18 protein-coding genes are annotated in these 21,665 nt (G+C 65.2%); 13 read left to right on the top strand and 5 right to left on the bottom strand.

What is annotated here, in order from left to right:
- Window positions 1–21: 21 nt before the first annotated feature.
- A complete protein-coding gene (gene pssA, locus GA0071312_RS00965) occupies window positions 22–885 on the top strand; it encodes a CDP-diacylglycerol--serine O-phosphatidyltransferase (protein ID WP_074443254.1) in 864 nt (287 codons plus the stop codon).
- A 4-nt stretch (window positions 886–889) separates the two neighbouring features.
- Here pssA and GA0071312_RS00960 read toward each other — a convergent pair whose 3' ends face one another.
- Entirely contained in the window at window positions 890–4,432 is a 3,543-nt protein-coding gene (locus GA0071312_RS00960) for an AsmA-like C-terminal region-containing protein (RefSeq protein ID WP_131817663.1), read from the bottom strand.
- 194 nt (window positions 4,433–4,626) lie between these two features.
- Here GA0071312_RS00960 and GA0071312_RS00955 point away from each other — a divergent pair, with 194 nt between their 5' ends.
- The 4 genes from GA0071312_RS00955 (at window position 4,627) to GA0071312_RS00940 (ending at window position 10,053) form a co-directional block, all read left to right on the top strand.
- Window positions 4,627–5,091, top strand: coding sequence for a peroxiredoxin (locus GA0071312_RS00955; RefSeq protein WP_074443252.1), 465 nt, complete (start codon window positions 4,627–4,629; stop codon window positions 5,089–5,091).
- A gap of 218 nt (window positions 5,092–5,309) precedes the next feature.
- Window positions 5,310–6,677 carry a M23 family metallopeptidase gene (locus tag GA0071312_RS00950; protein WP_074443251.1) on the top strand — a complete coding sequence of 456 codons (1,368 nt, stop codon included), beginning with the start codon at window positions 5,310–5,312 and terminating at the stop codon, window positions 6,675–6,677.
- Between the two features lie 71 nt (window positions 6,678–6,748).
- Window positions 6,749–8,446, top strand: a complete 1,698-nt coding sequence (locus tag GA0071312_RS00945) for a histidine kinase N-terminal 7TM domain-containing protein (RefSeq protein WP_074443250.1) — start codon at window positions 6,749–6,751, stop codon at window positions 8,444–8,446.
- A gap of 104 nt (window positions 8,447–8,550) precedes the next feature.
- A complete protein-coding gene (locus GA0071312_RS00940) occupies window positions 8,551–10,053 on the top strand; it encodes an MFS transporter (protein ID WP_074443249.1) in 1,503 nt (500 codons plus the stop codon).
- A gap of 31 nt (window positions 10,054–10,084) precedes the next feature.
- Here the strand turns inward: GA0071312_RS00940 and GA0071312_RS00935 are convergent, their stop codons facing one another.
- Entirely contained in the window at window positions 10,085–10,594 is a 510-nt protein-coding gene (locus GA0071312_RS00935) for a thioesterase family protein (protein WP_074443248.1), read from the bottom strand.
- Between the two features lie 277 nt (window positions 10,595–10,871).
- Window positions 10,872–11,792 carry a LysR family transcriptional regulator gene (locus tag GA0071312_RS00930; RefSeq protein WP_074443247.1) on the bottom strand — a complete coding sequence of 307 codons (921 nt, stop codon included), beginning with the start codon at window positions 11,790–11,792 and terminating at the stop codon, window positions 10,872–10,874.
- 237 nt (window positions 11,793–12,029) lie between these two features.
- Between GA0071312_RS00930 and GA0071312_RS00925 the strand changes: the two genes are divergently transcribed.
- The 6 genes from GA0071312_RS00925 to GA0071312_RS00900 all read left to right on the top strand — a co-directional run bounded on the left by GA0071312_RS00925 (window position 12,030) and on the right by GA0071312_RS00900 (window position 17,640).
- The gene (locus tag GA0071312_RS00925; protein WP_074443246.1) at window positions 12,030–13,073 is read left to right on the top strand and encodes an ABC transporter substrate-binding protein; all 1,044 of its coding nucleotides are present in this window, start codon (window positions 12,030–12,032) and stop codon (window positions 13,071–13,073) included.
- Window positions 13,074–13,082: 9 nt separating this feature from the next.
- Complete coding sequence (locus GA0071312_RS00920; protein WP_074443245.1) at window positions 13,083–13,874, top strand: SDR family NAD(P)-dependent oxidoreductase; 792 nt, start codon at window positions 13,083–13,085, stop codon at window positions 13,872–13,874.
- A 58-nt stretch (window positions 13,875–13,932) separates the two neighbouring features.
- Window positions 13,933–14,850: an ABC transporter ATP-binding protein gene (locus GA0071312_RS00915; protein ID WP_083204192.1), complete on the top strand. Its 918-nt coding sequence runs from the start codon at window positions 13,933–13,935 to the stop codon at window positions 14,848–14,850.
- 2 nt (window positions 14,851–14,852) lie between these two features.
- Window positions 14,853–15,632, top strand: coding sequence for an ABC transporter permease (locus tag GA0071312_RS00910; RefSeq protein WP_074443244.1), 780 nt, complete (start codon window positions 14,853–14,855; stop codon window positions 15,630–15,632).
- A gap of 79 nt (window positions 15,633–15,711) precedes the next feature.
- Window positions 15,712–17,157: a dihydroorotase gene (locus GA0071312_RS00905; RefSeq protein ID WP_074443243.1), complete on the top strand. Its 1,446-nt coding sequence runs from the start codon at window positions 15,712–15,714 to the stop codon at window positions 17,155–17,157.
- Window positions 17,158–17,214: 57 nt separating this feature from the next.
- Window positions 17,215–17,640 (top strand): DUF3830 family protein, encoded by a 426-nt coding sequence (locus GA0071312_RS00900; protein ID WP_074443242.1) that lies wholly within the window; start codon window positions 17,215–17,217, stop codon window positions 17,638–17,640.
- 132 nt (window positions 17,641–17,772) lie between these two features.
- Here GA0071312_RS00900 and GA0071312_RS00895 read toward each other — a convergent pair whose 3' ends face one another.
- Window positions 17,773–18,705 (bottom strand): glycine--tRNA ligase subunit alpha, encoded by a 933-nt coding sequence (locus GA0071312_RS00895; protein WP_074443241.1) that lies wholly within the window; start codon window positions 18,703–18,705, stop codon window positions 17,773–17,775.
- Window positions 18,706–19,090: 385 nt separating this feature from the next.
- Here GA0071312_RS00895 and GA0071312_RS00890 point away from each other — a divergent pair, with 385 nt between their 5' ends.
- A complete protein-coding gene (locus tag GA0071312_RS00890) occupies window positions 19,091–19,612 on the top strand; it encodes a DUF4760 domain-containing protein (RefSeq protein WP_074443240.1) in 522 nt (173 codons plus the stop codon).
- A 229-nt stretch (window positions 19,613–19,841) separates the two neighbouring features.
- Window positions 19,842–20,432, top strand: a complete 591-nt coding sequence (locus GA0071312_RS00885; protein WP_074444083.1) for a LysE family translocator — start codon at window positions 19,842–19,844, stop codon at window positions 20,430–20,432.
- 6 nt (window positions 20,433–20,438) lie between these two features.
- On the opposite strand, the gene GA0071312_RS00880 is transcribed toward GA0071312_RS00885, so the two are convergent.
- A complete protein-coding gene (locus GA0071312_RS00880; protein WP_074443239.1) occupies window positions 20,439–21,647 on the bottom strand; it encodes an acyl-CoA dehydrogenase family protein in 1,209 nt (402 codons plus the stop codon).
- Between the last annotated feature and the right edge of the window lie 18 nt (window positions 21,648–21,665).

Raw genomic sequence — 21,665 nt, 5'->3', positions numbered from 1 at the left:
GCCCGATACGGGAGTGAAAGCATGAAGCCACTATTTCCGCCCTTCGCGCCCGATCCGAACGAGCCGCGCCGCCGGCGTTTCCGGCCCGTCCCGCTGCGGGTGCTCGCGCCCAACCTGATCACGCTGTTCGCGCTGTGCCTCGGGCTGACCGCGATCCGCATGGCCCATGAGGACCGTCTGGAACTCGCCGTCTACGCGATTCTCGTCGCCGCTTTTCTCGATGGGATCGACGGGCGTGTGGCGCGGCTTCTGAAGGGGACCTCGCGTTTCGGCGCCGAACTCGATTCGCTCGCTGATTTCGTCAATTTCGGCGTTGCGCCGGCGCTGATCATCTACAGTTTCACCCTGAACGGGCTGGGCGGGTTCGGCTGGGTGATCGCGCTCGTCTTCGCCATCGCCTCCTGCCTGCGGCTGGCGCGGTTCAATGTGATGGCGGAGGATCCGGGCCGGGCCGACTGGAAGAAGGATTTCTTCGTCGGCATGCCGGCACCGGCAGGGGCGGTTGCCGGTTTCCTGCCGGTCTACCTGCATTTCCTCGGCCTGCCGATGGATGCCTACATGGCCTTCCCGGTCGCGCTCTACATGCTCGCCATCGCCTTTCTGATGGTGTCGAGCCTGCCGACCTATGCCGGCAAGTCGATCGGCAAGCGTGTCCCGCGCTCCTGGGTCCTGCCGATCTTCGTCGCCAGCGTCGCCTTCGTGGCCCTGCTTCTGACCTTCACCTTCGAGATGCTGGCGGCATGTACGCTGCTCTATCTCGCGATGATCCCGCTGACCTTCGCACGCTATCGCCGGCTCGAGCGGGAGCATCAGGCCAGGGCGCGCGAGGCGCGCGAATCCCGGAAGGACGAACCGGTCGATCACAGGCCGTCTTCGCCATCCTGAGGCGTCACCGTGCCTGCCCCGGCGTGCCGTAGGCACCCGGTCCGCCGGCCTCGAACAGACGGCGCAGAAAGCCGGGCGCGATCGCCGAGAGCGGGTTCACCGAGAGCGTCGGCTCGCTCATCGGACCGGAGACGCGGAAATTCACCCCGAGCAGCCCCTCGCGTCGCCCGCCCCCGAGCAGCGGGCCGAAGAGCGGAACCTGCGCAAAGGCATTGTTGACGGCATAGGCGGGAACGAAGGTGCCGCGCAGATCCATCACGCGGTCGGCCATATCGACGAAACCGTCGAGCCGGAAGCCGATCTGTGTACCCCACATGGCCGCTTCTTCGAAAGTGATGCGGCCACCGGTGCGCAGGAAGTCGATGCGCGCCTGCGCGAAGGCGGTCTCGGCCACATCCAGCTCCGCCTGGCCGCGTGCGGCCTGTGAAGCGATGTTGCGCAAGGCCGGTTCGTCACGCAGCACGAAATCGCGAATGACCAGGCGCCCGGGGCGCTCATCTCCGCCTGCCGCGATCTGGAAGTCGAGTGCCCCCCCGATCATGCGCGTATAGAGATCGATGAAGCGCAATGTCACACCGGCATCCTCGGCTCCGATCGACAGCATGGCACGCCCCTGCGGCGTCAGCCCCATCCGGCCCGAGACCGGTGCACCCGGAAAGCGTCCGTCGAGTTCGAATTGCCTGACCTCGTCACCGGCGATCAGCAGGCCCAATCGCGCATTTGTCAGCGCTTCGCCGTTATGGCCGCTGAGGATATCGGCGCGCAGATCGAGCGCGATTTCCCGCCAGGCGCCATTCATGGCGCCACCGGCTGCCGGGGTTCCGTCGCCGGTGACCTTGTCCAGCAAGCTGCGGGCATCCAGCGTTTCGGCGCGCAGATCAATCCGTAGCGCCATTTCGGACGCATTGGCTTCGAGCCGTGCTTCGTCGCCGCTGGCGAGCCGGAACGGGCTCAGTTGCGCATTCACGAGGCGGCCTTGTGAATCGAGCCTGGCGCTGCCGCCGATCCGGGTCGGTCCGGCTTCGAGATCGAGGTCGGAGATGACCCAGCCATCGTCTTGCGACAGCATGAAGGACAGGCGGCCCGGGCGGCCGGCGGGTTTGACGAGGCCGGGGAAGGGCTCCGCGAGGGCGATCTCCGTCAGATCGGCTTCGATCCGGTAGGGTTGCGGCTCGCCGGGCACCAGTTCGGTCGTGATGCCGAGGGGCAGGCTGCCACTGACCGCGTCGCCGAGATCGAGCCCCCGGCGTGCGCGCGCTTCAGCATCGAGCACGGTATCGATCCGCAGGGCGAGCGGCGCATCGCGCGGGCGTGATGCGGCCAGCGTCATGACATCCTCACCGAGTTGCGCCTCGCCCGCGAGATCAAGGGCGCCGTTGCGAAAACCGAGGGTGAATTCCCCGCCACGCAGATCGTCCTCCCCGAATGCACCGCGCAGGGTCACGTCGGACAGCCGCCCGCTCACGGCGACGGAGGTCTCGGGTGCATCCGGGGCATTGGAGAATTGCGGGGCGAGGGCCACATCGAGCACGACATTGCCGGAAACTGCATCCGGATCGAGGGTCGTGGGCGTATCGCGCGCGATCTGCGGGGTGCGTATCAGTGATGCCAGCGCATCGGCGCCGCCCTCCAGCCTGAAGGTGACGGCGGCGGTGTTCCCTGCCATCCAGAAGTCATCGAAGTCGAATTCGGTGCCCGACATGTCGAGGCGACGCCCATCATCCATGGCGACCTTGGCGCGTCCGTCCGTGAGCGTCGCGCTGCGGCCATCCAGCCGACCGCTGACATGGACGTTCTGCAGCGGCGGCAGCCCCGGACTTGCCTGGAAGGTTGCATCGGTGATGGCGAAGCTGAGATCGATCGCCTCCGGCGGCAGGCCTTCACGCTGCAGCCCGGCGACGGAATCGCGCCTTTGCCCCGGTAGCGGGCCCATCAACCTCGCTTGTGCGGGGTTGCGCATATTGGCGAAATCATCGCCGGTCAATGTTGCGGCGACGGACAGGTGCGCGAGCCGACCGTCACGCAGGGCGCCGACCAGAAATTCCCGCGGTTTGTGCGCGACAAAGGGGGGCCAGATCCGCAGCGCGTCGCGGACGGCGATGTCGCGCACCTCGAGACCCGCCCGCAGACCGCCGGCATCCGCGTCGGATGCGGTCGAGAGCGTCATCGCGACATCGAGCCCCTCGCCCGACAGGGAGAGCTCCTCGATCAGCACCCCTGACGGCCCGACCCGGGCGAAGAGGTCGATGACGGGCACAGCCATTTCCGGCTCGCCCGGCTCCAGCGCCGAGAGTACCCCGTCGCGCCCTGCGAGATAGACCTGCCAATCGGCACTTTCGGGGTCGGGACGGGCAGTGCCGCGCAGCAGGAGTTGCGTGCCGTCGCTGGTATAGCGGAACTCGGGAATCGTGATCAATTCCTGTGCGCGATCATAGCGCAAGGAGGCGACCAAGCGTCCAAAGCCGAGGGTGGGCGCTTCGGGATCATCGAAGAAGAAGCGTCCGGGCGTGGTTTCCACACGCGCCGATACGACATCGAGGCGGTTCTGCGCATCGGTGGACAGGTTCAATTCGATGCCGAGCTGCAGATCGTGCGTGGCGAATCGCCGTGACAGACCAGCCATCATCAGCGCGTCGCTGGCAGGAAAACCGGTCACCCGGAGAGCCGCCTCGGCGCCGCCCTCATCTGGTCTTGCGGCGCCTTCGACATGCCAGGTCGTGCCGCTGCCCGTCAGGCTGGCAGTGATCCGCCGGCCTTCGCCAATCCGCTCGAACCGGGCATCGACACGGCTGAAGCCGACGCGCTCCCGGCCTTCGGCATCGACCAGCGTCAGCCGTGCATCGACGAGTCCCGCCTCGGCCATCGCACCGATCGGGCTCTGCGGATCGATCAGCGTGCCGATGAAACCGCCGAGGGCAGAGGCGAGGGCCGCAAGCGCAGCCGGATCGCTACCCTCTGCGGGTTCCGGCCCGAGCAGGCCCGGATCCGCCATCTCGGGATCGGCCTCGAAATCCGGGATCAGGAGGATATCGGCATCCGGCGTCGTCAGTGACAGGGCGCCGGTTTCGGACACCTGCAACCGTAATTCGACACCGACCAGTTCGAGCCCGTGGGCGCGGGGGGCGCCCGCGACGAGTGACCAGGTCGAGACCGGAATGAGGGCTGCAGGGGCGCTGGCCACGCGCCCGCCGCGCGCATCGCGGACGGTGACGTCGGCCACCGCCAGCGCCAGCCGACCGTCATGCATGTCGAGCGCCGCATCGCCGATCTCAATGCGCCAGCCCTCGCCGAGCTGGGCTTCGAGCGTGGTTGTGATCTGACCCGTCAGTCCGGCGAAGCGCAGCGGCTCGCTGGACACGCGCCAGTAGAATGCGCCGAAGGCAACGGCGACGATCAGGACCAGGATCCCCTTGGCGATGACAACGCGCCGGCCAATCCGGCGCCAGCGCGCGCGCCCGCGCGCGCCGGACGCCCGTCCGCGACGGCGCAGCGTTGCCGGCTCCAGCGCTCTGAGATCATCCGCTTCGCCCAAACCGCTCTTCGACACCCTCTCACACCCCGCCGGATTTCAGCGCCTGAACGGGGATACCACGCGAATCGCTTGCGCGGCGCCTACACTAGCGCCTACCGATGATCCTTGCGACGGCTTGCCGCGTATCATCGGCGTGCCATGCCTTCACGGCGATGTGCGCGACCGGTCATTCCGATCAGGTGACAGCAATAGGACGAAAGGAAGGCGTCATGGCGCTTCAAGTCGGCGATCCCGCCCCCGATTTCACCCTGCCCGCCACCGAGGAGGGCAGTGTCACGCTCTCATCCCTGCGCGGGCGCATCGTGGTTTTGTATTTCTACCCGAAGGACGACACCAGTGGCTGCACGAAGGAGGCTCAGGCCTTCAACGGCCTGAAGGATTCCTTTTCTGCCCGCGATGCGGTCATTCTGGGCATGTCGCCCGATCCGTTGAAGAAGCACGAAAAGTTCAAGGCAAAATACGAGCTTGCCTTCCCTCTTGTCGCCGATGAGGAGAAGGGGGTGCTCGAAGCCTATGGGGTTTGGGTCGAAAAGAGCATGTATGGCCGCAAATACATGGGGGTCGAGCGCACGACCTTCCTGATCGATCGCGAAGGACGCATCGCGCGAATCTGGCCCAGGGTGAAGGTGCCCGGCCATGCCGAAGAGGTGCTTGCAGCGGTGGAGAGCCTCTGAATCGGCTTCGGACCACTGATCATTGTCCGGCGTTTGTCGATTCTTAACCCTAACGGAGCCTAAATCACGTCGAAACGAAGCGGGTTGACGTGATGTATGATTCGACTGCGCAAATGCCGCACCGCATGCCCTCTCCCGGGCGGGGCCTGCCGTACCCACCGCAGCAGCCTCCCAGGCGCATTCTGACACTGCGCCCCCTGACCCTGGCGATCGCTGCATTGAGCTTCGCGCTCGTCACGGCCTGGGCCAGCGCCGTCACCTGGTATGTGGTCTCCAGCGATGACGTCGCGGCGGAACTGCTGCGCCGCGAGGCGCGGCTCAAGGCCGGATACGAGGAGAGTATCGCGGTCCTGCGCTCGCGGCTCGACCGCATCACCAGCCAGAAGCTGCTCGAGCAAGACAGCCTGGAAGACCGTGTCGCGGCGCTGGTCGGGCGGCAGGTCGAACTCGAGACGCGCCAGGCGATGCTGTTCAATCTGGGCACGCATATCGATATTGCCGGGCTCGACCTGCCGGATCTCGAATCACAGGAGGGGTTTGCGCCGACCCCGCTCGCCGATCTCGCCGATTCCGATGACGATGTCCGCGCAACCGGGTCGCTCTCGCAGCATCCGGTGCGCCGGCCTTCACCGATCCTGTCGCAGCGCACCCGTCCTGCTCCCGTCGCTTCCGACACGCGTCGGTCCGATGAGGCGCAAGAGCCGCGCCCGCTTTCCCCCGAAACGCTGCCGCCCGCACCGGAAGATGATGCGTTCTCGCTGCGTCTGCGCGAATCACGCCTGTCGCCCTCCGTTGATCCCCGGTCGTCGACCTCACGGTCGGAAAGCCATGGCGATGCAAATGGCCCTGTGACGGCCGAGCTGGCCGCGCGGCTGCGCGCCGTCGAGGCGTCTCTGGCGCAGGTCGAGGCCGATCAGTTCATGCGCCTCGACGCGGTCAACCAGAGTCTCGCCGGCGCGACGAAGAAGCTTCGCGACGTCATCGTGCAGACCGGGCTCGACCCGGATGCCCTCGACGCGTCGGAATCCGATGGGGCGGAGACCGGCATCGGCGGCCCCTATCTCCCCGTCGGCATCGACCCGGAAGGCGGGCCGTTCGAGGCCATGGTGTGGATGCTCCAGGAAAATCTGACCGAGCGCGAGCGCCTTCGTCGCGCCACCGAGCTGTTGCCCCTGGCGCGCCCGGCGGCGACAGAGTTCAGTGTCAGCAGCAGTTTCGGTGTGCGCCGTGATCCCTTCACAAAACGGCCCGCCCTGCATGCCGGGATCGATTTCCGCACACCGCGCGGCACCCCGATTCGCGCGGCCGGATCGGGGCGTGTCGTGGCTGCGGGACGTTCTGGCGGATACGGGAATCTCGTCGAGATCGATCACGGCAACGGTGTGAGCACGCGCTATGCCCATCTCTCCTCGATCGCGGTGGAGCGCGGGCAGATCGTCAATACGGGTGATCACCTCGGTCGTGCGGGATCGACGGGGCGCTCCACCGGGCCGCATCTGCATTACGAGACCCGCATCGCCGACGAACCGGTCGATCCCAACCGCTTCCTGCGAGCCGGGCGCATCCTGACGAAGATGCAGGAATAATCATGCGAATATAGCGCATATTAAGCTTTGCGGCGTCATATTCCCCAACCATCGAAGATCCGAGGTGGACATTGGGGAATTGTGGCGAGGCGGTCTGGGCCCTGAGCCCTCAGGCAGCGCTTCTGGGCGGGATCTGCCTGGGCGTGCTGATGCTGTCGCTATGGGTGGCCCGCCAGCACGAATTTCCCGGACGCGATGCTTTCGTCGTCGCGCATCTCGGTATGGGCTGGTGGCTCCTGGCCGCCATGCTGGAAGTCGCGGCGCCCACGGGGACCTGCAAGCAGGTTTTTGCGCAACTGGCCTGGCCGGGCGTGATGGTGGTTCCGACTTTCTGGGCGGCCTTTCTCTGGCAATACGCAAATTCATCGACAGAGCATCTGGGCGCAGGGCGGCTTGCCTTGTTGATGATCATGCCGGTCCTGGCCGGGATCATCGCCTTCACCAATGATCACCATCAACTGCTCTACGGTGTCGCTACGGCGCCCGCCCATGATACGCCGCGCGCACCGATGATCTATGATCACGGGCCGGTTTTCTGGTTCTTTGCGATCTATCTCTACGTCTTTCTGGTCTTCGGATTGTGGTCGATTGCCCGCGCGCTGGTGACGGTGCGCGGTTTCGCGCGAAGACATTATCTGGGCTTTCTGGTCTTCACGCTGATCAATATCGGCGCCAATCTCGGCTATATCCTTTTTGGTATCACCGTTTTCGGCTTCGATCCCACCCCGTTCAGCTTCGCCGTGACTCTGGGCGTCTTTACCTGGCTGATCGCCGGCAAGGGATTGTTCGATCTGGTTCCCGTGGCCAACCGGTTGCTGATCGACCGCCTGCCGGACCCGGTCATCGTCGTCGATGATGCCGGACGCACGGTGCAGGCCAACCCGGCAGCGCTGGCTCTGACGGGGCTGGCGCAGTTGCAAGAGGGGCTGCCGCTGGCCGAATGGCCGGGCTGCGGCCCGACACTCGCGCGCCATCTCGAAGCGGAGGCGGAAGGCGGGGATGATCGCCCCGCCGCCATCGGTACGGAGCCGCGCTGGTTCGAGATCCAGGTCGTCCATGTTGCCCCCGGCGCCGAGCGTAACGGGATGCGGCTCGGGCGCATGCTCTATCTGCGCGACGTGACCCGCCGCGAGCAGGTCGCGGAAGCGATGCGTGTGGCGCTGGAGACCAGCCAGGCGCGTCTTTCCACCATCACCGATCTGCACACGCAACTGGCACGCCAGGCTGTACGCGATCCCCTGACCCAGCTCTATAATCGCCGCCATCTCGACGCCTATTTCGGGGAAGCGGTCGCATATGCGCGCGGAAACGGTACGCATTTCGCACTGGCGCTGATCGACATCGATCACTTCAAGGCGGTCAACGACAGGCATGGCCATCTCGTCGGCGATGACCTGCTCAAGGCTTTCGCCGATCGGTTGCGGCTTGCCGGTGGCACGCGTGGGGAAGCGTTCCGGATCGGCGGCGAGGAATTTCTGCTGGCCATGCCGGGCGCGGGCAAACCGGAAGCCGTCGGCCTGCTCGCGGATCTGCGCCGGCGCAACGCCGCGCCGATGATGACCCGTTCCGGAGCGATCAATGTGACCTTTTCTGCGGGCCTCGTGGGACTCGAAGCCGATGGCGAGGACCTCGATACCCTGCTGATCCGTGCCGATCGCCGGCTCTATGCGGCCAAGCGCACCGGGCGCGACCGTGTCGTGGCCGATGATCCCGGCGCGGAGATCGCGCCAGCCGTTTCAGCCGGGCGGCCTTCGGGACGCGTCGCCTGAGGCGCTTGCGGGAAAACGCAAAACGCGCGTGCATCGCGCATGCTCGCCTGCAGCCGATATCCGGTTATGCTCGGCTGGCCGATTCAACCGTTGAGAAACCTGTCTTGTCCGCGTCGCCACCGCCAGCAGCCGAGCCGCCCGTCAGGCCGGGGAGTGCGAGAGCCTCCTTCCTCGCCCTGTTTCCCTCGATCATGCTGCCGATGTTTCTCGGTATTCTCGATCAGACCATCGTCGCCACGGCGCTTCCCGCCATCGCCGCCGATCTCGGCAATGTCGAGCGCATCGCCTGGATCGTCGTCGCCTATCTGATCGCGACGGCCACGGCGGCGCCCGTCTATGGCCGCCTCGGTGACGCCTTCGGTCGGCGCAAGCTCCTGATCGTCTCCCTGATCGTGGCGATGAGTGGCAGCACGCTGTGCGCCTTTGCCGTATCGACGGAAATGTTGGTGGCTGCGCGCGTGCTGCAGGGGCTTGGCGGCGGTGGTCTGATCTCGCTGTCGCAGGCGCTGATCGGACAATCGGTGCCACCGCGCGAGCGCGCACAATATCAGGGCTATATCGCCGCCGTGGCGGTGATCGCGAGCACTGTCGGGCCGGTGATCGGTGGGTTGCTGACCGAGTTCTTCGGCTGGCGGGCGATCTTCTTCTTCAACATTCCCTTCGGATTGCTGGCCATTCTCCTGCTCCTGCGGCTGCCGCCCGGTACGGGTGAGAAGGAGCCGTTCCGTTTCGACTGGATGGGGCTCGTTTTCTTCGCGACCTTCGTATGGAGCACGCTGATCCTCGTCGAGGCCCTGCGCGGAGGCGCGCTTGCGGCGATGGGGCCGGCGCTCGCGCTGGCCGGGCTCGCCGTGGCTGCGGCGATCCTGCTCTATTTCCGCGAAAAGCGCGTGGCGCAGCCGCTCCTGCCGGTCACGCTTTTGCAAAATCCCTCGATCTGGCGCGCCGACGCGCTGGCCATGTCGCATGGTGCCTTGTTCGTTTCGCTGATCGCCTTCGTGCCGATCTATCTGCGCGCGGTCTACGGTGCATCGGCGGCGGAGATCGGGCTGATGATGCTGCCGATGACCGCAGGCGTCGGTTTCGGCGGCTTCGCCGTCGGACAGGTGATCAGCCGTACGGGGCGCACGGCGATCTTCCCCTCACTCGGATTGATGATCGTGGGTGCGATGCTGCTCTTCCTCGCCTTTTTCGCGCCGGCGATGAGCATGCTGCAATTCGCGTGGTTTCTTGGCGTGCTCTCGGTCTTTCTCGGCACGGTGATGGGGGTGGTTCAGGTGACGGTGCAGTCGGAAGCCGGCAAGCGCATGCTCGGCGCCGCCGCCGCCTCTGTCGCGGTGGCCCGCTCATTCGGGGCGGCACTGGGAACGGCTATCGTCGGGGCGGTGCTGTTTGCCGCCGTGGGCGCGACGGGTATCGCGATTTCCGGCCCGCTGGAAGCGGTGCTGCAAGGCAGCGAGACGGCGCTGTCGGGCATCGATGCGGCGACGGAGGCCGCAATCCGTGAGGCGGTAGCCACCGGATTCCGCAGTGTGTTCCTGACCATCTTCGTCTTCTCGATGATCGGTTGCGCCCTGTCCTGGACGATCCCGCGCCGGACGGTGTGATTCCCGTCTCTCGCGGAGCGCCCGCCACGGATCAGTGACGCGTGCGCCGGGGTTGTTCTGCGCTTCCGCCGTCATCCGGAGTGCGGCTCTCGCCGTCACCTCTCAGCGAGATCCGCCGACCGGCATTGTCGGGACGCGGCAGGCCGGCATGGGCCGCACGCATGATCTCGAGATTGCGCCGGATCTCCTCGGGAAACGGCGTGACCTTGCGCTTGCCCATATCGACATGCAGCCCGAGCATTTCGCAGGAGGCCGAGAGCCAGCCTTCAGTGGCGTGGCGCAGTTCGAGATAGAGATGCATGCGTTTTTCATCGCAATCGAGCAATTGCAGCGTCACCCGCACCGGGTGCTCGTAGTGCAATTCGCGTGCATAGAGCACATGCGTTTCGGCGATGAAATAGGAGGCACGCCGCGCCTCGACATAATCAGGCCCGAGCCCGACCATCGCAAAGGCCTCGTCGAGGCTGCGATCGAACAGGACGTGGTAATAGGCCAGGTTGAGGTGGCCGTTGTAATCGATCCAGTCCGGCTCGATATGCATCGTCGAGGACACGAAAGGGGCAAAGAAAAAGATTGCTCCGGGCTTTTTCGCCGGCAATGTCGCCTCCGCTGGTTTCTTGAGCAGACAGCGTTCGAATTGCCGCTTCGAAAGTCAAGCGATTATCGCGGATCTGGTCATGTTGCCCGGTTGAATTGATCGGCGGCGCGGGCCGTGGCGCGTTCAGTCTGCGCGATCAACGGGCAACGCGCCGGGGCAGGCCACGACGCCACCGGCATGCAGGGCCGGACAGGTGCCTGTCTTGCGCGTTCATCACGGTTCAAACCCGCCCGTTCGCCAGTTCGAGCTTGCGCGTCAGCATGTCGGCGAACTTGGCCGAGGCCACGGGAAGCGTGCGTTCGCGCATCTGGGCGAGCATCAACCGACCCGGCGGAATGTCGCGCGGATCGATCACGATGGCTGCGAGCCCGCGAGCCTCCGCATGGCTCGCCGGATCATCCGGCGCCCCGATGGCGAGCTGGATGGTGATCGCGGGTTCGCGCCGCACGAAGGCGCGCAGGAATTCGAAGGAATTCGATTCGAGCACGATATTGGCCGTCAGCGAGCGCCGCGCCAGGGCCTGTTCGAGCATCTGGCGCCCGCCGAAGCTGCGCTCGGGCAGGGCCAGCGGGTGGCGCAGCAACTCGCGCAGGCGCAGGGTCGGCTTGCCCGCGAGCGGGTGATCATGCCCGATCACCGCGTAGAGCGGCTGCTCGACGATGCATAGCGGCTGCATGGCGCTCTGGAAGGAGGGTTCGATGATCAGCGCGAGATCGGCCGAGTAATCCATCAGGGCCTGCTGCGCGCTCAGATGATCGCGCACCAATACGTCGAAGGAAACATCGGGAAAGGCGGACTTGTAGGAAGCCACCATCTCCGGAAGGAAGGTATAGGCCACGGCCTGCGAACAGGCGATGCGGACATGGCCGCGGCGTATGCCGGAGAGATCGGCGACCTGCGAGCGTACGCGCTCCATCTCCGCCATCTGCATGCGCGCCTGCCGCACCAGCAATTCACCGGCGGCGTTGAGCCGCACCCCGCGTGGCAGGCGCTCGAAGATCGGTGTTCCGAATTCCGCCTCGAAATCCTGTATCCGCCGGTTCAGCGCCGATGCGGTGAGCGACAGGTCTTCGGCGGCCTTGCGGATCGAACCGATCCGCGCAACCGTGTCGATATAATGCAGGATCCGTAAGTAGCGCATCGCAATAGCCTTTTCGACTACCGCTGCAGAAAATGCAGCGGTGAGATCAGAAAATAGCAGACGACAGCGTCACTGGCAGCCTCCTATCGTCCGGGTCAGCGCTAGGGTCGGTTCAAGACATTCCGGGACGAGGCCTGATCGATCAGGTCCTTCCGACAGCGCCAAGGGTTTTGCGTCCGCCACAGCCGTTCAACCGCGACCCGCAACGGTCGCTACAGCAGATGGAAGGTCCCCACCATGGCCGGAATCAATCGCCGCGATTTCACCAAGCTCACTTTCGGCGCCGTCCTCGCAACGGGTCTCGCCGCGCCCGCCATCGTCAAGGCGCGCACGCCGATCAACATGATCCTGAACTGGCGCTATCAGGGCCCGCAATCATGGTTCTTCCTCGCGCAGGATCGCGGCTATTTCGAAGAGGAGGGCATCGCCGTCACCATGGACCAGGGCTCCGGTTCCGGCGCTGCGGTGACGCAGGTGGCGGGCGGCGCCTATGATGTCGGTTTCGGTGACATCAACGCTCTCACCCAGCTGCGCGCCCAGCGCGACGAGGATACGCCGCTGGGTGTCTACATGCTCTACAACCGCCCGCCCTTCACCGTGGGCGTGCTCTCCTCCAGCGACATCCACACGCCGCAGGACCTCGAAGGTCGGCTTCTGGGTGGTGCGCCCAATGACGGGGCGCTGCGCCTGTTCCCGGCCTTTGCCAGCATCACCGAACTCGATACCTCCACGATCGACATCACCAATTTCCAGCCCAATCTGCGCGAGCAGATGCTGCGCTCCGGCCAGGTCGATGGCGTGTTCGGCTTCGTCAACACGATCCGCTTCTCGGCGCTGCTCTCGGGCATGAATCCGGATGAGGATATCCGCTTCATTCGCTACGGGGATTACGGCATGGATCTGTATTCCAACGCGCTGATCGCCTCGCGGGCCCTGATCAACGATCACCCGGAAGCCGTGCGCGGCCTCGTACGCGCCGTCAATCGCGGTCTGATCGACACGCTGGCCGATCCCGATGCGGGCATCGCCGCCGTGGCGCAGCGCGAGCCGCTGATCGACCGCGAGGTCGAGAAGATGCGCCTGATGGCGACCCTGCGTGACGAGATGAGTCACCCGGAAATCGCTGATATCGGTATCGGCGATATTTCGCCGCAGCGTTTCGCGGAAGCCATCGACATCGTCGTTGCAGCCAATGATCTGCCGCGCAGCCCGGATGTCGGGGAGGTCTTCTCGCGCGACTTCCTGCCGCCGGAAGACGAGCGCGTGCGGGATCTGGGCTGAGGACTTGCCATGGAACTGGGACTGAAAGGGCGCGTGGCGCTGATCACCGGCCCGGTCAAGGGCATGGGCGCGGCGGTCAGCCTCGCCTTTGCCCGGGAGGGCTGCAAGCTGGCACTGGCGGGGCGCGATATTGCGGCGATCGAGCCGCTGGCCCGCCAGATCCGCGATGATGGCGGCGAGGCGCTCGTCATCGCCTGCGACATGACGGATGCAAGCGCATGTGAAACCGCGGTCAGCATCACCACCGAGGCGCTCGGCCCCGTCGATATCCTCGTGAACGTGGCCGGCGGCTCCGGGCCGATCGGCAAGACCGGGGTGGAGACGACGCCGGAGGAATTCGACGACATCGTCGTGCTCAACATGCGCGGCCCCTTCAACATGATGCGCGCCGTCCTGCCCGGCATGATGGCGCGGCGTGCGGGCAAGATCGTCAATGTCGGCGGTACTTTCGGCATGCGCGGCAAGGCCGGACGCATGGCCTATTCCGCCTCGAAATGGGGGCTGCGCGGCATCACCAAGAGCTTCGCCATCGAGGCGGGGGCCCACAATATCAACGTCAATTGCGTCGCCCCCGGCATGGTCGACGGGCCGCGCTTTCGCACCAAGGTGATCCCGGAAATGGCCGCGCGGCTCGGCATTACCGAAGAGGAAGCGATTGCCCGGCACGCCTCCGATTACGCCCTCGGGCGCGTTTCGACCGGGGAGGATGTCGCGCAGGCCTGCCTGTTCCTGGCCTCCGACGCCTCGCGCCAGATCACCGGTATCGACCTGCCCGTGGATGGCGGCTGGGCCATGTTGTGAGCTGCCTTCATCCGGCTCCCCGAGGCGCCCCGCCGCATCAGCCAGAGGATCATTGATCATGACAAAGCCCGCTCCCCGTCTGCAGGCCGTCGCCGACACCCCGCTGGCGGCCCCGGATGCGCCCGCCGCGATCTCGCCAGCCCGCGCCTTCATCGGCTTCGACCATGTCACGGTCACCTATGGGCGCGGCGAGAGTGCCACCACGGCGCTGGCACCGACCACGCTCGCCATCGAGAAGGGCGATTTCGTCGCCCTGGTCGGTCCCTCGGGCTGCGGCAAGTCGACCCTGCTCAAACTCGTGGCGGAACTCCTGAAACCCACAAGCGGCAATATCTTCGTCGCGGGCCGCGAAGTCGGTGCGGAGCCGATCCGTATCGGTATGGCCTATCAGAACGCCACTTTGCTGCCCTGGCTCAACATCCGCGACAACGTTATGCTGCCGCTCAAGATCGTGCCTCCCTTCCGCGCGCGCTACCGCTCCGCCCGCAAGGGCGAGTTCCGCGACCGGGTGGACGCGCTGCTCGAACAGGTCGGTCTCGCGGGCTTTGCCGAGAAATACCCCTGGCAGCTCTCTGGCGGCATGATGCAGCGGGCCAATCTCAGCCGGGCGCTGATCCATGAGCCCAACCTGCTTCTGCTCGACGAGCCCTTCGGTGCGCTCGACCAGTTTACCCGCGAGGAATTGTGGGGGGTGATGCAGGATCTGTGGATGGCGACGAAGACGACGGTACTGCTCGTCACCCATGATCTGCGCGAATCGGCTTTTCTCGCCAACCGGATCTGCGTGATGAGCGCCCGCCCCGGGCGGATCATCGAGGATCGCAAGGTGCCTTTCGCGCATCCGCGCAGCATCGATCAGACCTATGACGCCGATTTCGTCGGCCTCACCCAGCATCTGCGCAGCCTGATCATGGAGGCGCGGGCTGAAACCGGTTCCGGCATTGTCGCGCCGCAACACGCCCCGGAAGGAGCCTGAGCATGTCGATTGCCGCCACTTTGCGCCGCCGCGCCGCTTCGATCTCGCTGATCGTGGGCATATTCCTGTTCTGGGAAGCCGCCTGTGTAATCTTCAACATCTCCGACCTGGTGCTGCCGCGCCCCAGCCAGGTCATCGAGACGCTGGTTCGATCTGCGCCGGGAATCTGGCCGCATGCCTATCAGACGCTCTATACCACCCTCGTCGGCTTCTCGCTGGGTGTGTGTATCGGCCTGTCGCTGGGGGTGCTGATCGGGTCCTCCCGGCTTGCTTTCGACACGGCCTATCCGCTGCTCGTCGGTATTTCCTCGATCCCGAAAGTGGCGGTCGTGCCGATCTTCGTGCTCTGGTTCGGCGCAGGCACCGTGCCGGCGATCCTCACCGCGATGATCATCTGCATCTTCCCGATCGTGGTGAATGTCGCGACCGGCATCGCCACGGTCGAGCCCGAGCTCGAGGATGTGATGAAGACCCTCAAGGCCTCGAAGACCGAGATCCTGTGGAATGTCGGCCTGCCGCGCGCCATGCCGTATTTCTTCGCATCGCTCAAGGTCTCGGTGACCCTCGCCTTCGTCGGCTCGGTCGTGGCCGAGACGGTGGCGTCGAACCGGGGCGTGGGCAACATGATGATGATCGCCTCGTCCTCGTTCAACGTCCCCCTCGTCTTCGCGGGGCTGATGGTGCTCGCCTTTCTCGGTGTCAGCCTCTACGTGCTGTTCTCCCTGATCGAGCGCCGCGTCGCCGGCTGGTCGATGCGCAAGAACGACATCGCCGCCGGCTGATCCCGATGCACGGCATCCCGGCCGCGCCCCACGGGCGGTCGGGATGCCTGGTCCTCTGCCTCTTTCCGGAGTTATCGCAATGTCAGGCAACCCCGCCGATACAGTCATCCGCAACGGCCTGATCGCCACGCAGGAGCGCGTCTTTCCCGGCGATATCGCCATCTCGGACGGTGTCATCATGGCGGTGACGGCGCCTGGGGCCGGGCAGCAGGCGCGCGAGGAGATCGACGCGCGCGGGCGCGTGGTGATGCCCGGCTGCATCGACGTGCATGTGCATTTCCGCAGCCCCGGCATGTCCCACAAGGAAGACTGGGCGACCGGCTCGGCGGCGGCCGCCGTGGGCGGCGTCACCACTGTCTTCGACATGCCCAATACCGATCCGGCCACGGCCACGCCGGATGATCTCGCGCGCAAGCGGGAACTGGCCGAAGCGGATTCGCTCGTGGATTTCGGGCTCTACGGCCTGCTCGGCGAGCACAATCTCGACCAGCTTGCGCCGCTGGCCGAGGCCGGGGCGATCGGCTACAAGCTGTTTCTGGGCAATACCACGGGCAATCTGCCCTGCCCGAATGACGGGGCGGTGCTGGAGGGGTTCGAGATCCTTGCCGGTCTCGGCCTGCGCTGCTCGATCCATGCGGAGAATTCGCCGATTCTGTTCTGGCGCCAGAACAGGCTGCAGCAGGCCGGGCGCAATGATCCGCTGGCGCATCTGGCCGCGCGTACCGATGTCGTCGCACTGGAGGCACTCAACCGCTCCGCGACGCTTGCGGACTGGACCGGCGCGCGCATTCATATCGTCCATGAGAGCTGTGCGCGTTCTCTGCCCTTCATCCGCTTCTGGAAGGAACGCGGCACCGACATCACCGTCGAGACGCTGCCGCAATATCTCTATCTGAGCGCCGAGCAGATGGCGCAGCCGGGCGGGCATGTCCTGCGCATGAATCCGCCGATCCGCGAGGCCGCGCATCAGCAGCCGCTCTGGGAGGGCCTGATCGACGGCACCATCGACATGATCGCCACCGATCATGCGCCGCATGCGCCGGATGAGAAGGAGGCCGATACGATCTGGGACGTCGCCTGCGGCTTTCCCGGTGTGGAGACGTCGTTGCCGCTGATGCTGAATGCGGTCGCGCAGGGGCGGCTGACCCTGCAGCAGGTGGTGCGCGCCATGGCCGGCGCGCCGGCCCGCGCCTTCGGTCTCCAGGACCGCAAGGGCGGCCTGCATCCAGGCATGGATGCGGATATCGTCATTGTCGACATGGAGAAAACCGCAACGCTCTCGGCCCGGGTCCTGCACAGCAAGGGCAAGGTCAGCGCCTATGAAGGCCTGCAGGTGCAAGGGGTGCCGGTGATGACGCTGGTGCGCGGGCGCATCGTCGCGCGCGACGGCGAACCGGTCGCGACCGCATCCGGCCATGGCCGCATGCTGCGTCCGCACATGTCCGCGCCGCGCCCGTGCAATGTGGCGACGAGCCTGCACAGCCTGACCACATCCATGCAGGCGCCGTTCGGCGATCCGTTCTGAACGGTGAAGAACCTGCGCTACAAGCAATGCCCGAATCACCAATCCAGAGGAAAAACCATGAGCAAGCCCACAGATCCCCTCGTCGTCCATGCCGGCGGCTTCGTTTTCACCGGGCATTTCGAGACGGCCCGCGCGCCGCAGACCGTGGCGGCCTTTCGCCGGAAGATGCCCTATACGGGGCAACTCGTGCATGTGCGCTGGAGCGGGGAGGGCGTCTGGATACCGCTCGGCGAGACGGATTTCGGCGTCGGCTACGAAAACCATACCAGCCACCCGGCACCCGGCCATGTCATCCTCTATCCCGGCGGCATCAGCGAGACCGAGATCCTGCTCGCCTATGGGGGTGTGGCCTTCTCGTCGAAGATGGGCCAGCTCGCCGGCAACCATTTCATCACCCTCACCGGGGGGCTCGAAAATCTCGCCACACTCGGCAACAAGGTGCTCTGGGAAGGCGCCCAGCCGATCCGCTTCGAGGAAGGGTGAGGTACGCTGCGAGCGGCGTCGCCGGCAGTGAAAGTCGGCGACTGTCAAATCACATCATGCCTGCGGCGCTTGCCTCCATGCCTGCGGCGCTTGCCTCCATGCCTGCGGCGCTTGCCTCCATGCCTGCGGCGCTTACGCCACCTTTTCCTGCGCAGCGCCGCCTCCGGCCTCCGTGCGCAGCCAGGCCACGCCGCAGGCCTTGGCGAGATCGCGCACGCGCAGGATGTAGCTCTGGCGCTCCGTCACCGAGATCACACCACGCGCGTCCAGCAGGTTGAAGACGTGGCTGGCCTTGAGGCAATGATCATAGGCAGGCAGCACCATCGCGTGATGATCGCCCTCGTCGCCCGCAGCGAGGATGGCGCGGCAGGCTTCTTCCGCGTCGCGGAAATGGCGAAACAGCGCCTCGACATCGGCATGCTCGAAATTGTAGCGCGAATATTCCTTCTCTGCCTGGAGGAAGACATCGCCGTAAGAGACGCGGCTTTCACCCTCGCCGCCATTGAAATTCAGGTCGTAGACATTCTCGACGCCCTGCACATACATGGCCAGCCGCTCCAGCCCGTAGGTCAGCTCGCCTGCGACAGGTGAACATTCGAAGCCGAGCATCTGCTGGAAATAGGTGAATTGCGAGACCTCCATCCCGTCGCACCAGCATTCCCAGCCGAGCCCCCAGGCGCCGAGCGTCGGGCTCTCCCAGTCATCCTCGACGAAACGCACATCATGCAGATCGGTGTCGATGCCGATGGCGCGCAGGCTCTCCAGATAGAGATCCTGAATGTCGGGCGGGCTCGGCTTGAGAATCGTCTGGAACTGGTAATAGTGCTGCAGCCGGTTGGGATTCTCGCCATAGCGCCCGTCCGTGGGGCGGCGCGAGGGCTGCACATAGGCCGCGTTCCACGCCTTCGGCCCGAGCGAGCGCAGGGTCGTGGCCGGATGGAAGGTGCCCGCACCCACTTCCATGTCGTAGGGCTGGAGAATGACGCAGCCGCGCTCCGCCCAGAAACGCTGCAATGTCAGGATCAGCCCCTGGAAGGAGCGTTTCGGGTCCATATCGGCAGCCATGACGGGGCCTCTCTCGCGTGCGAATTCGACGCCGGCACCCTTAAATCGCCCGTGAAACAAGTCAAGCCGTGCCGAAAGGCGCGGCGGGCCGTGGTCCCGCAATGGTGTCAGCGCGAGTAATCTGCACCCTGTTCAGGGAAGGGAGGGAAGGCGATGACAGGACGCTGCGCTGATTGCCGCCTACCGGGAAGCCGGACGCGGCGCGTCTCCCATCGCAGCGGAATGTGTAAGCCCGCCAAAGCGGGCCGGCACGCCCGTCAGAGCGGATATCTGATGCCGAAACCAGGATCGTTTTCACGGCGCATGGCAATCTCCTGTTGATTGGACGCTGAAAAGCAGTTTATAGCTTAATACGTCCCGATCTGAAATACCAGCCCTGAACGATATGCAACCAACCACCGCGATCCTTATCGGAGCTTGCGCCGCCACGATCGGCTGGATCTATACGGCGCGGCGCGCACATATACTATCGCGCAAGCAATATACGATTACCGTGATCCTCAACGCCAGCAGCAACGAACGCTTTATCAGACAGCGTGATCTGATCGCACCCCATCTCAAGAATGGCCAGTGCCCGACGCTTTGGCTCAACGGCAATCACGACCAGCTGCGTGATGCGCTTCGCGATGTCCTCAATCATTATGAGTTCGTCGCCGCCGGTTTGCGCAATGGAGATTTCGACGAGAAGCTCCTCAAGGACAGTGAGCGGTCGACTTTCGTCCGGCTGTTCGCGCGTTGCGAAGAATATATCTGGCAGCTGCGCAACGGTCGCGAACGGATGACGATCTACGAGCATCTCGAATGGCTGCATCAGCGCTGGGAGAAGGCGCCGCCGGGCTTATTCCAACGCAGTATCGAATTCCTGCGTGGGCGCCCCTTCTATGGCGGGCTCGAACGCAGACGCTGAAACCTCCCGCGACGGCTGAGCATCCGTCACGTCATCCGGCCCGAGACCGGTTACGCCGTTCCGAGGCAGCACGGGCGGGGATGGGCATGGGCACATACGCGACATGGCGGTAACGGGGCTTCTGCGAGGCGGCATGCCGAGGCATGATGGTGGATGGGCGCGTGCAGGCGCGCCATCAGCGACATCGAACATGTGCTCGCGGGAAAGCGGCCCGCAGAAACGGAACCAGATGCTGACCTTTGCCGCCGCCGTATTCTTCCTGATCGTCACGCCGGGTCCGGGCGTGCTCTCAATCGCCGGAGTAGGGTCCGGCTACGGCTATCGCGCAGGAACGCGTTATCTGGCGGGATTGTTCGTGGGAACCAATCTCGTCGCACTCGCGGTGGTGAGCGGGCTCGCGGCGCTGGTCCTGGCCGAGCCGCGAATCCGCCAGTTGCTGTTCGTCGCCTCGGTGGCCTATCTGCTCTATATCGCGCTGCGGATCGCCTTCGCGGGAGCGCAGGTGGCCTTCATCGAGACGCAGAAGGCGCCCGGATTCTTCGGGGGGATCGCCTTGCAGGTGATCAATCCGAAGGCCTATGCGGTCAACACCGCCTTCTTCTCCGGCTTCGCCTTCCTGCCGGGCCATACGGGGCTCGAAATCGCGCTGAAATTCCTGATCATCAACGCGATCTGGATCCCGATCCATTTCGGCTGGCTCTGGGCCGGCGTCGCCCTGCGACGGCTCGATCTCTCGCGCCGGGTGCAATTCGCCATCAATGGCGTCATGGCCGCCGCGATGCTCGCCGTGGTGGCGCTTGCGGCCTACGCGGCCTTGTAAAAAGGCTCAGCCATCAGCGACCTGCCACTTCCAGAAATCGCTGCCCTCCTTGTCGAGGAAGCGGTTGAGCACCATGCGGTGGACTTCGTCCGCGCCATCCACCAGCCGCGCCTGGCGGGCGTAGCGGTAGATCCATTCGAGCACGGTATCCTTGGAATAGCCGCGCGCGCCGTTGATCTGGATGGCGATATCGGCGGCTTCGTGCAGGACGTTCGCGACCTGGATCTTGGCCATCGAGACTTCCTGGCGGGCGAACGAGCCCTGATCCAGCGCCCAGGCGGCCTTCATGACGAGAAGCCTGCCGATCTCGATCTTCATGGCGAGACCGCCGAGCATCAGCTGCACGCTCTCGCGATCCTTCAGCTTGATGCCGAACCCCTCGCGCTCGGCGGCGTATTCACGCGCGATCTCGACGCAGCGCTTGGCGAGGCCGAGCCAGCGCATGCAATGGGTGAGGCGCGCCGGGCCGAGACGAATCTGCGTGACCTTGAGTCCCTGGCCCTCTTCCATCAGCACGTCCCTGGCCGGGATTTCGAGCCCGTCATAGATGATCTCGCAATGCCCGCCATGCTCCTCCGGCCCCATGATCGGGATGCGGCGCCTGATCTCCCAGCCGGGCGCATCCTTGTGGTGCAGGAAGGCGGTGAGGCCGTAGCGGGGATCATCGGAGGTGCGCGCCATCAGGATGAAGTGATCGGCCACGCCCGCGCCGGTGATGTACCATTTATGGCCGTAGATGCGGTAGGTGTCGCCATGTTTCTCCGCGCGGGTGCGGATCATCGAGGGGTCCGAGCCGCCGCCGGGATGGGGTTCGGTCATCGAGAAGGCCGAGCGCACCTTGCCCTGTACGATCGGCTGGAGCCAGCGCTCCTTCTGATCATCGGTGCCGACCTGCTCAAGCACCATCATGTTGCCGTCATCAGGGGCGGCGGAGTTGAACACGCAGGGCCCGAAGATCGAGCGGTTCATGGCCTCGTAGCACACGGCCATGCCCATCCTGCCGAGATCCTGCCCGCCGGTCTCCTGCTTGAGCTGGAGGCACCACAGGCCCTGCGCGCGCGCCTTCTCGCGCATACGGTCGAGGAGATCGAGGCGGATATTCTCGTGATCATCGTAGCTGTCTTCGCGCGCTTCGAGCGGGATCAGTTCCTCCTCGACGAAGGCGGCGATGCGGGCACGGAAATCCTCGATCCGCGGTGAAATCTGAAAGTCCATCTTGCGTTTCCCTGGTCG

The sequence above is a fragment of the Saliniramus fredricksonii genome (assembly GCF_900094735.1).
Taxonomy (GTDB): Bacteria; Pseudomonadota; Alphaproteobacteria; order Rhizobiales; family Beijerinckiaceae; genus Saliniramus; species Saliniramus fredricksonii.
This window is presented reverse-complemented; position numbering and strand designations above follow the sequence as displayed.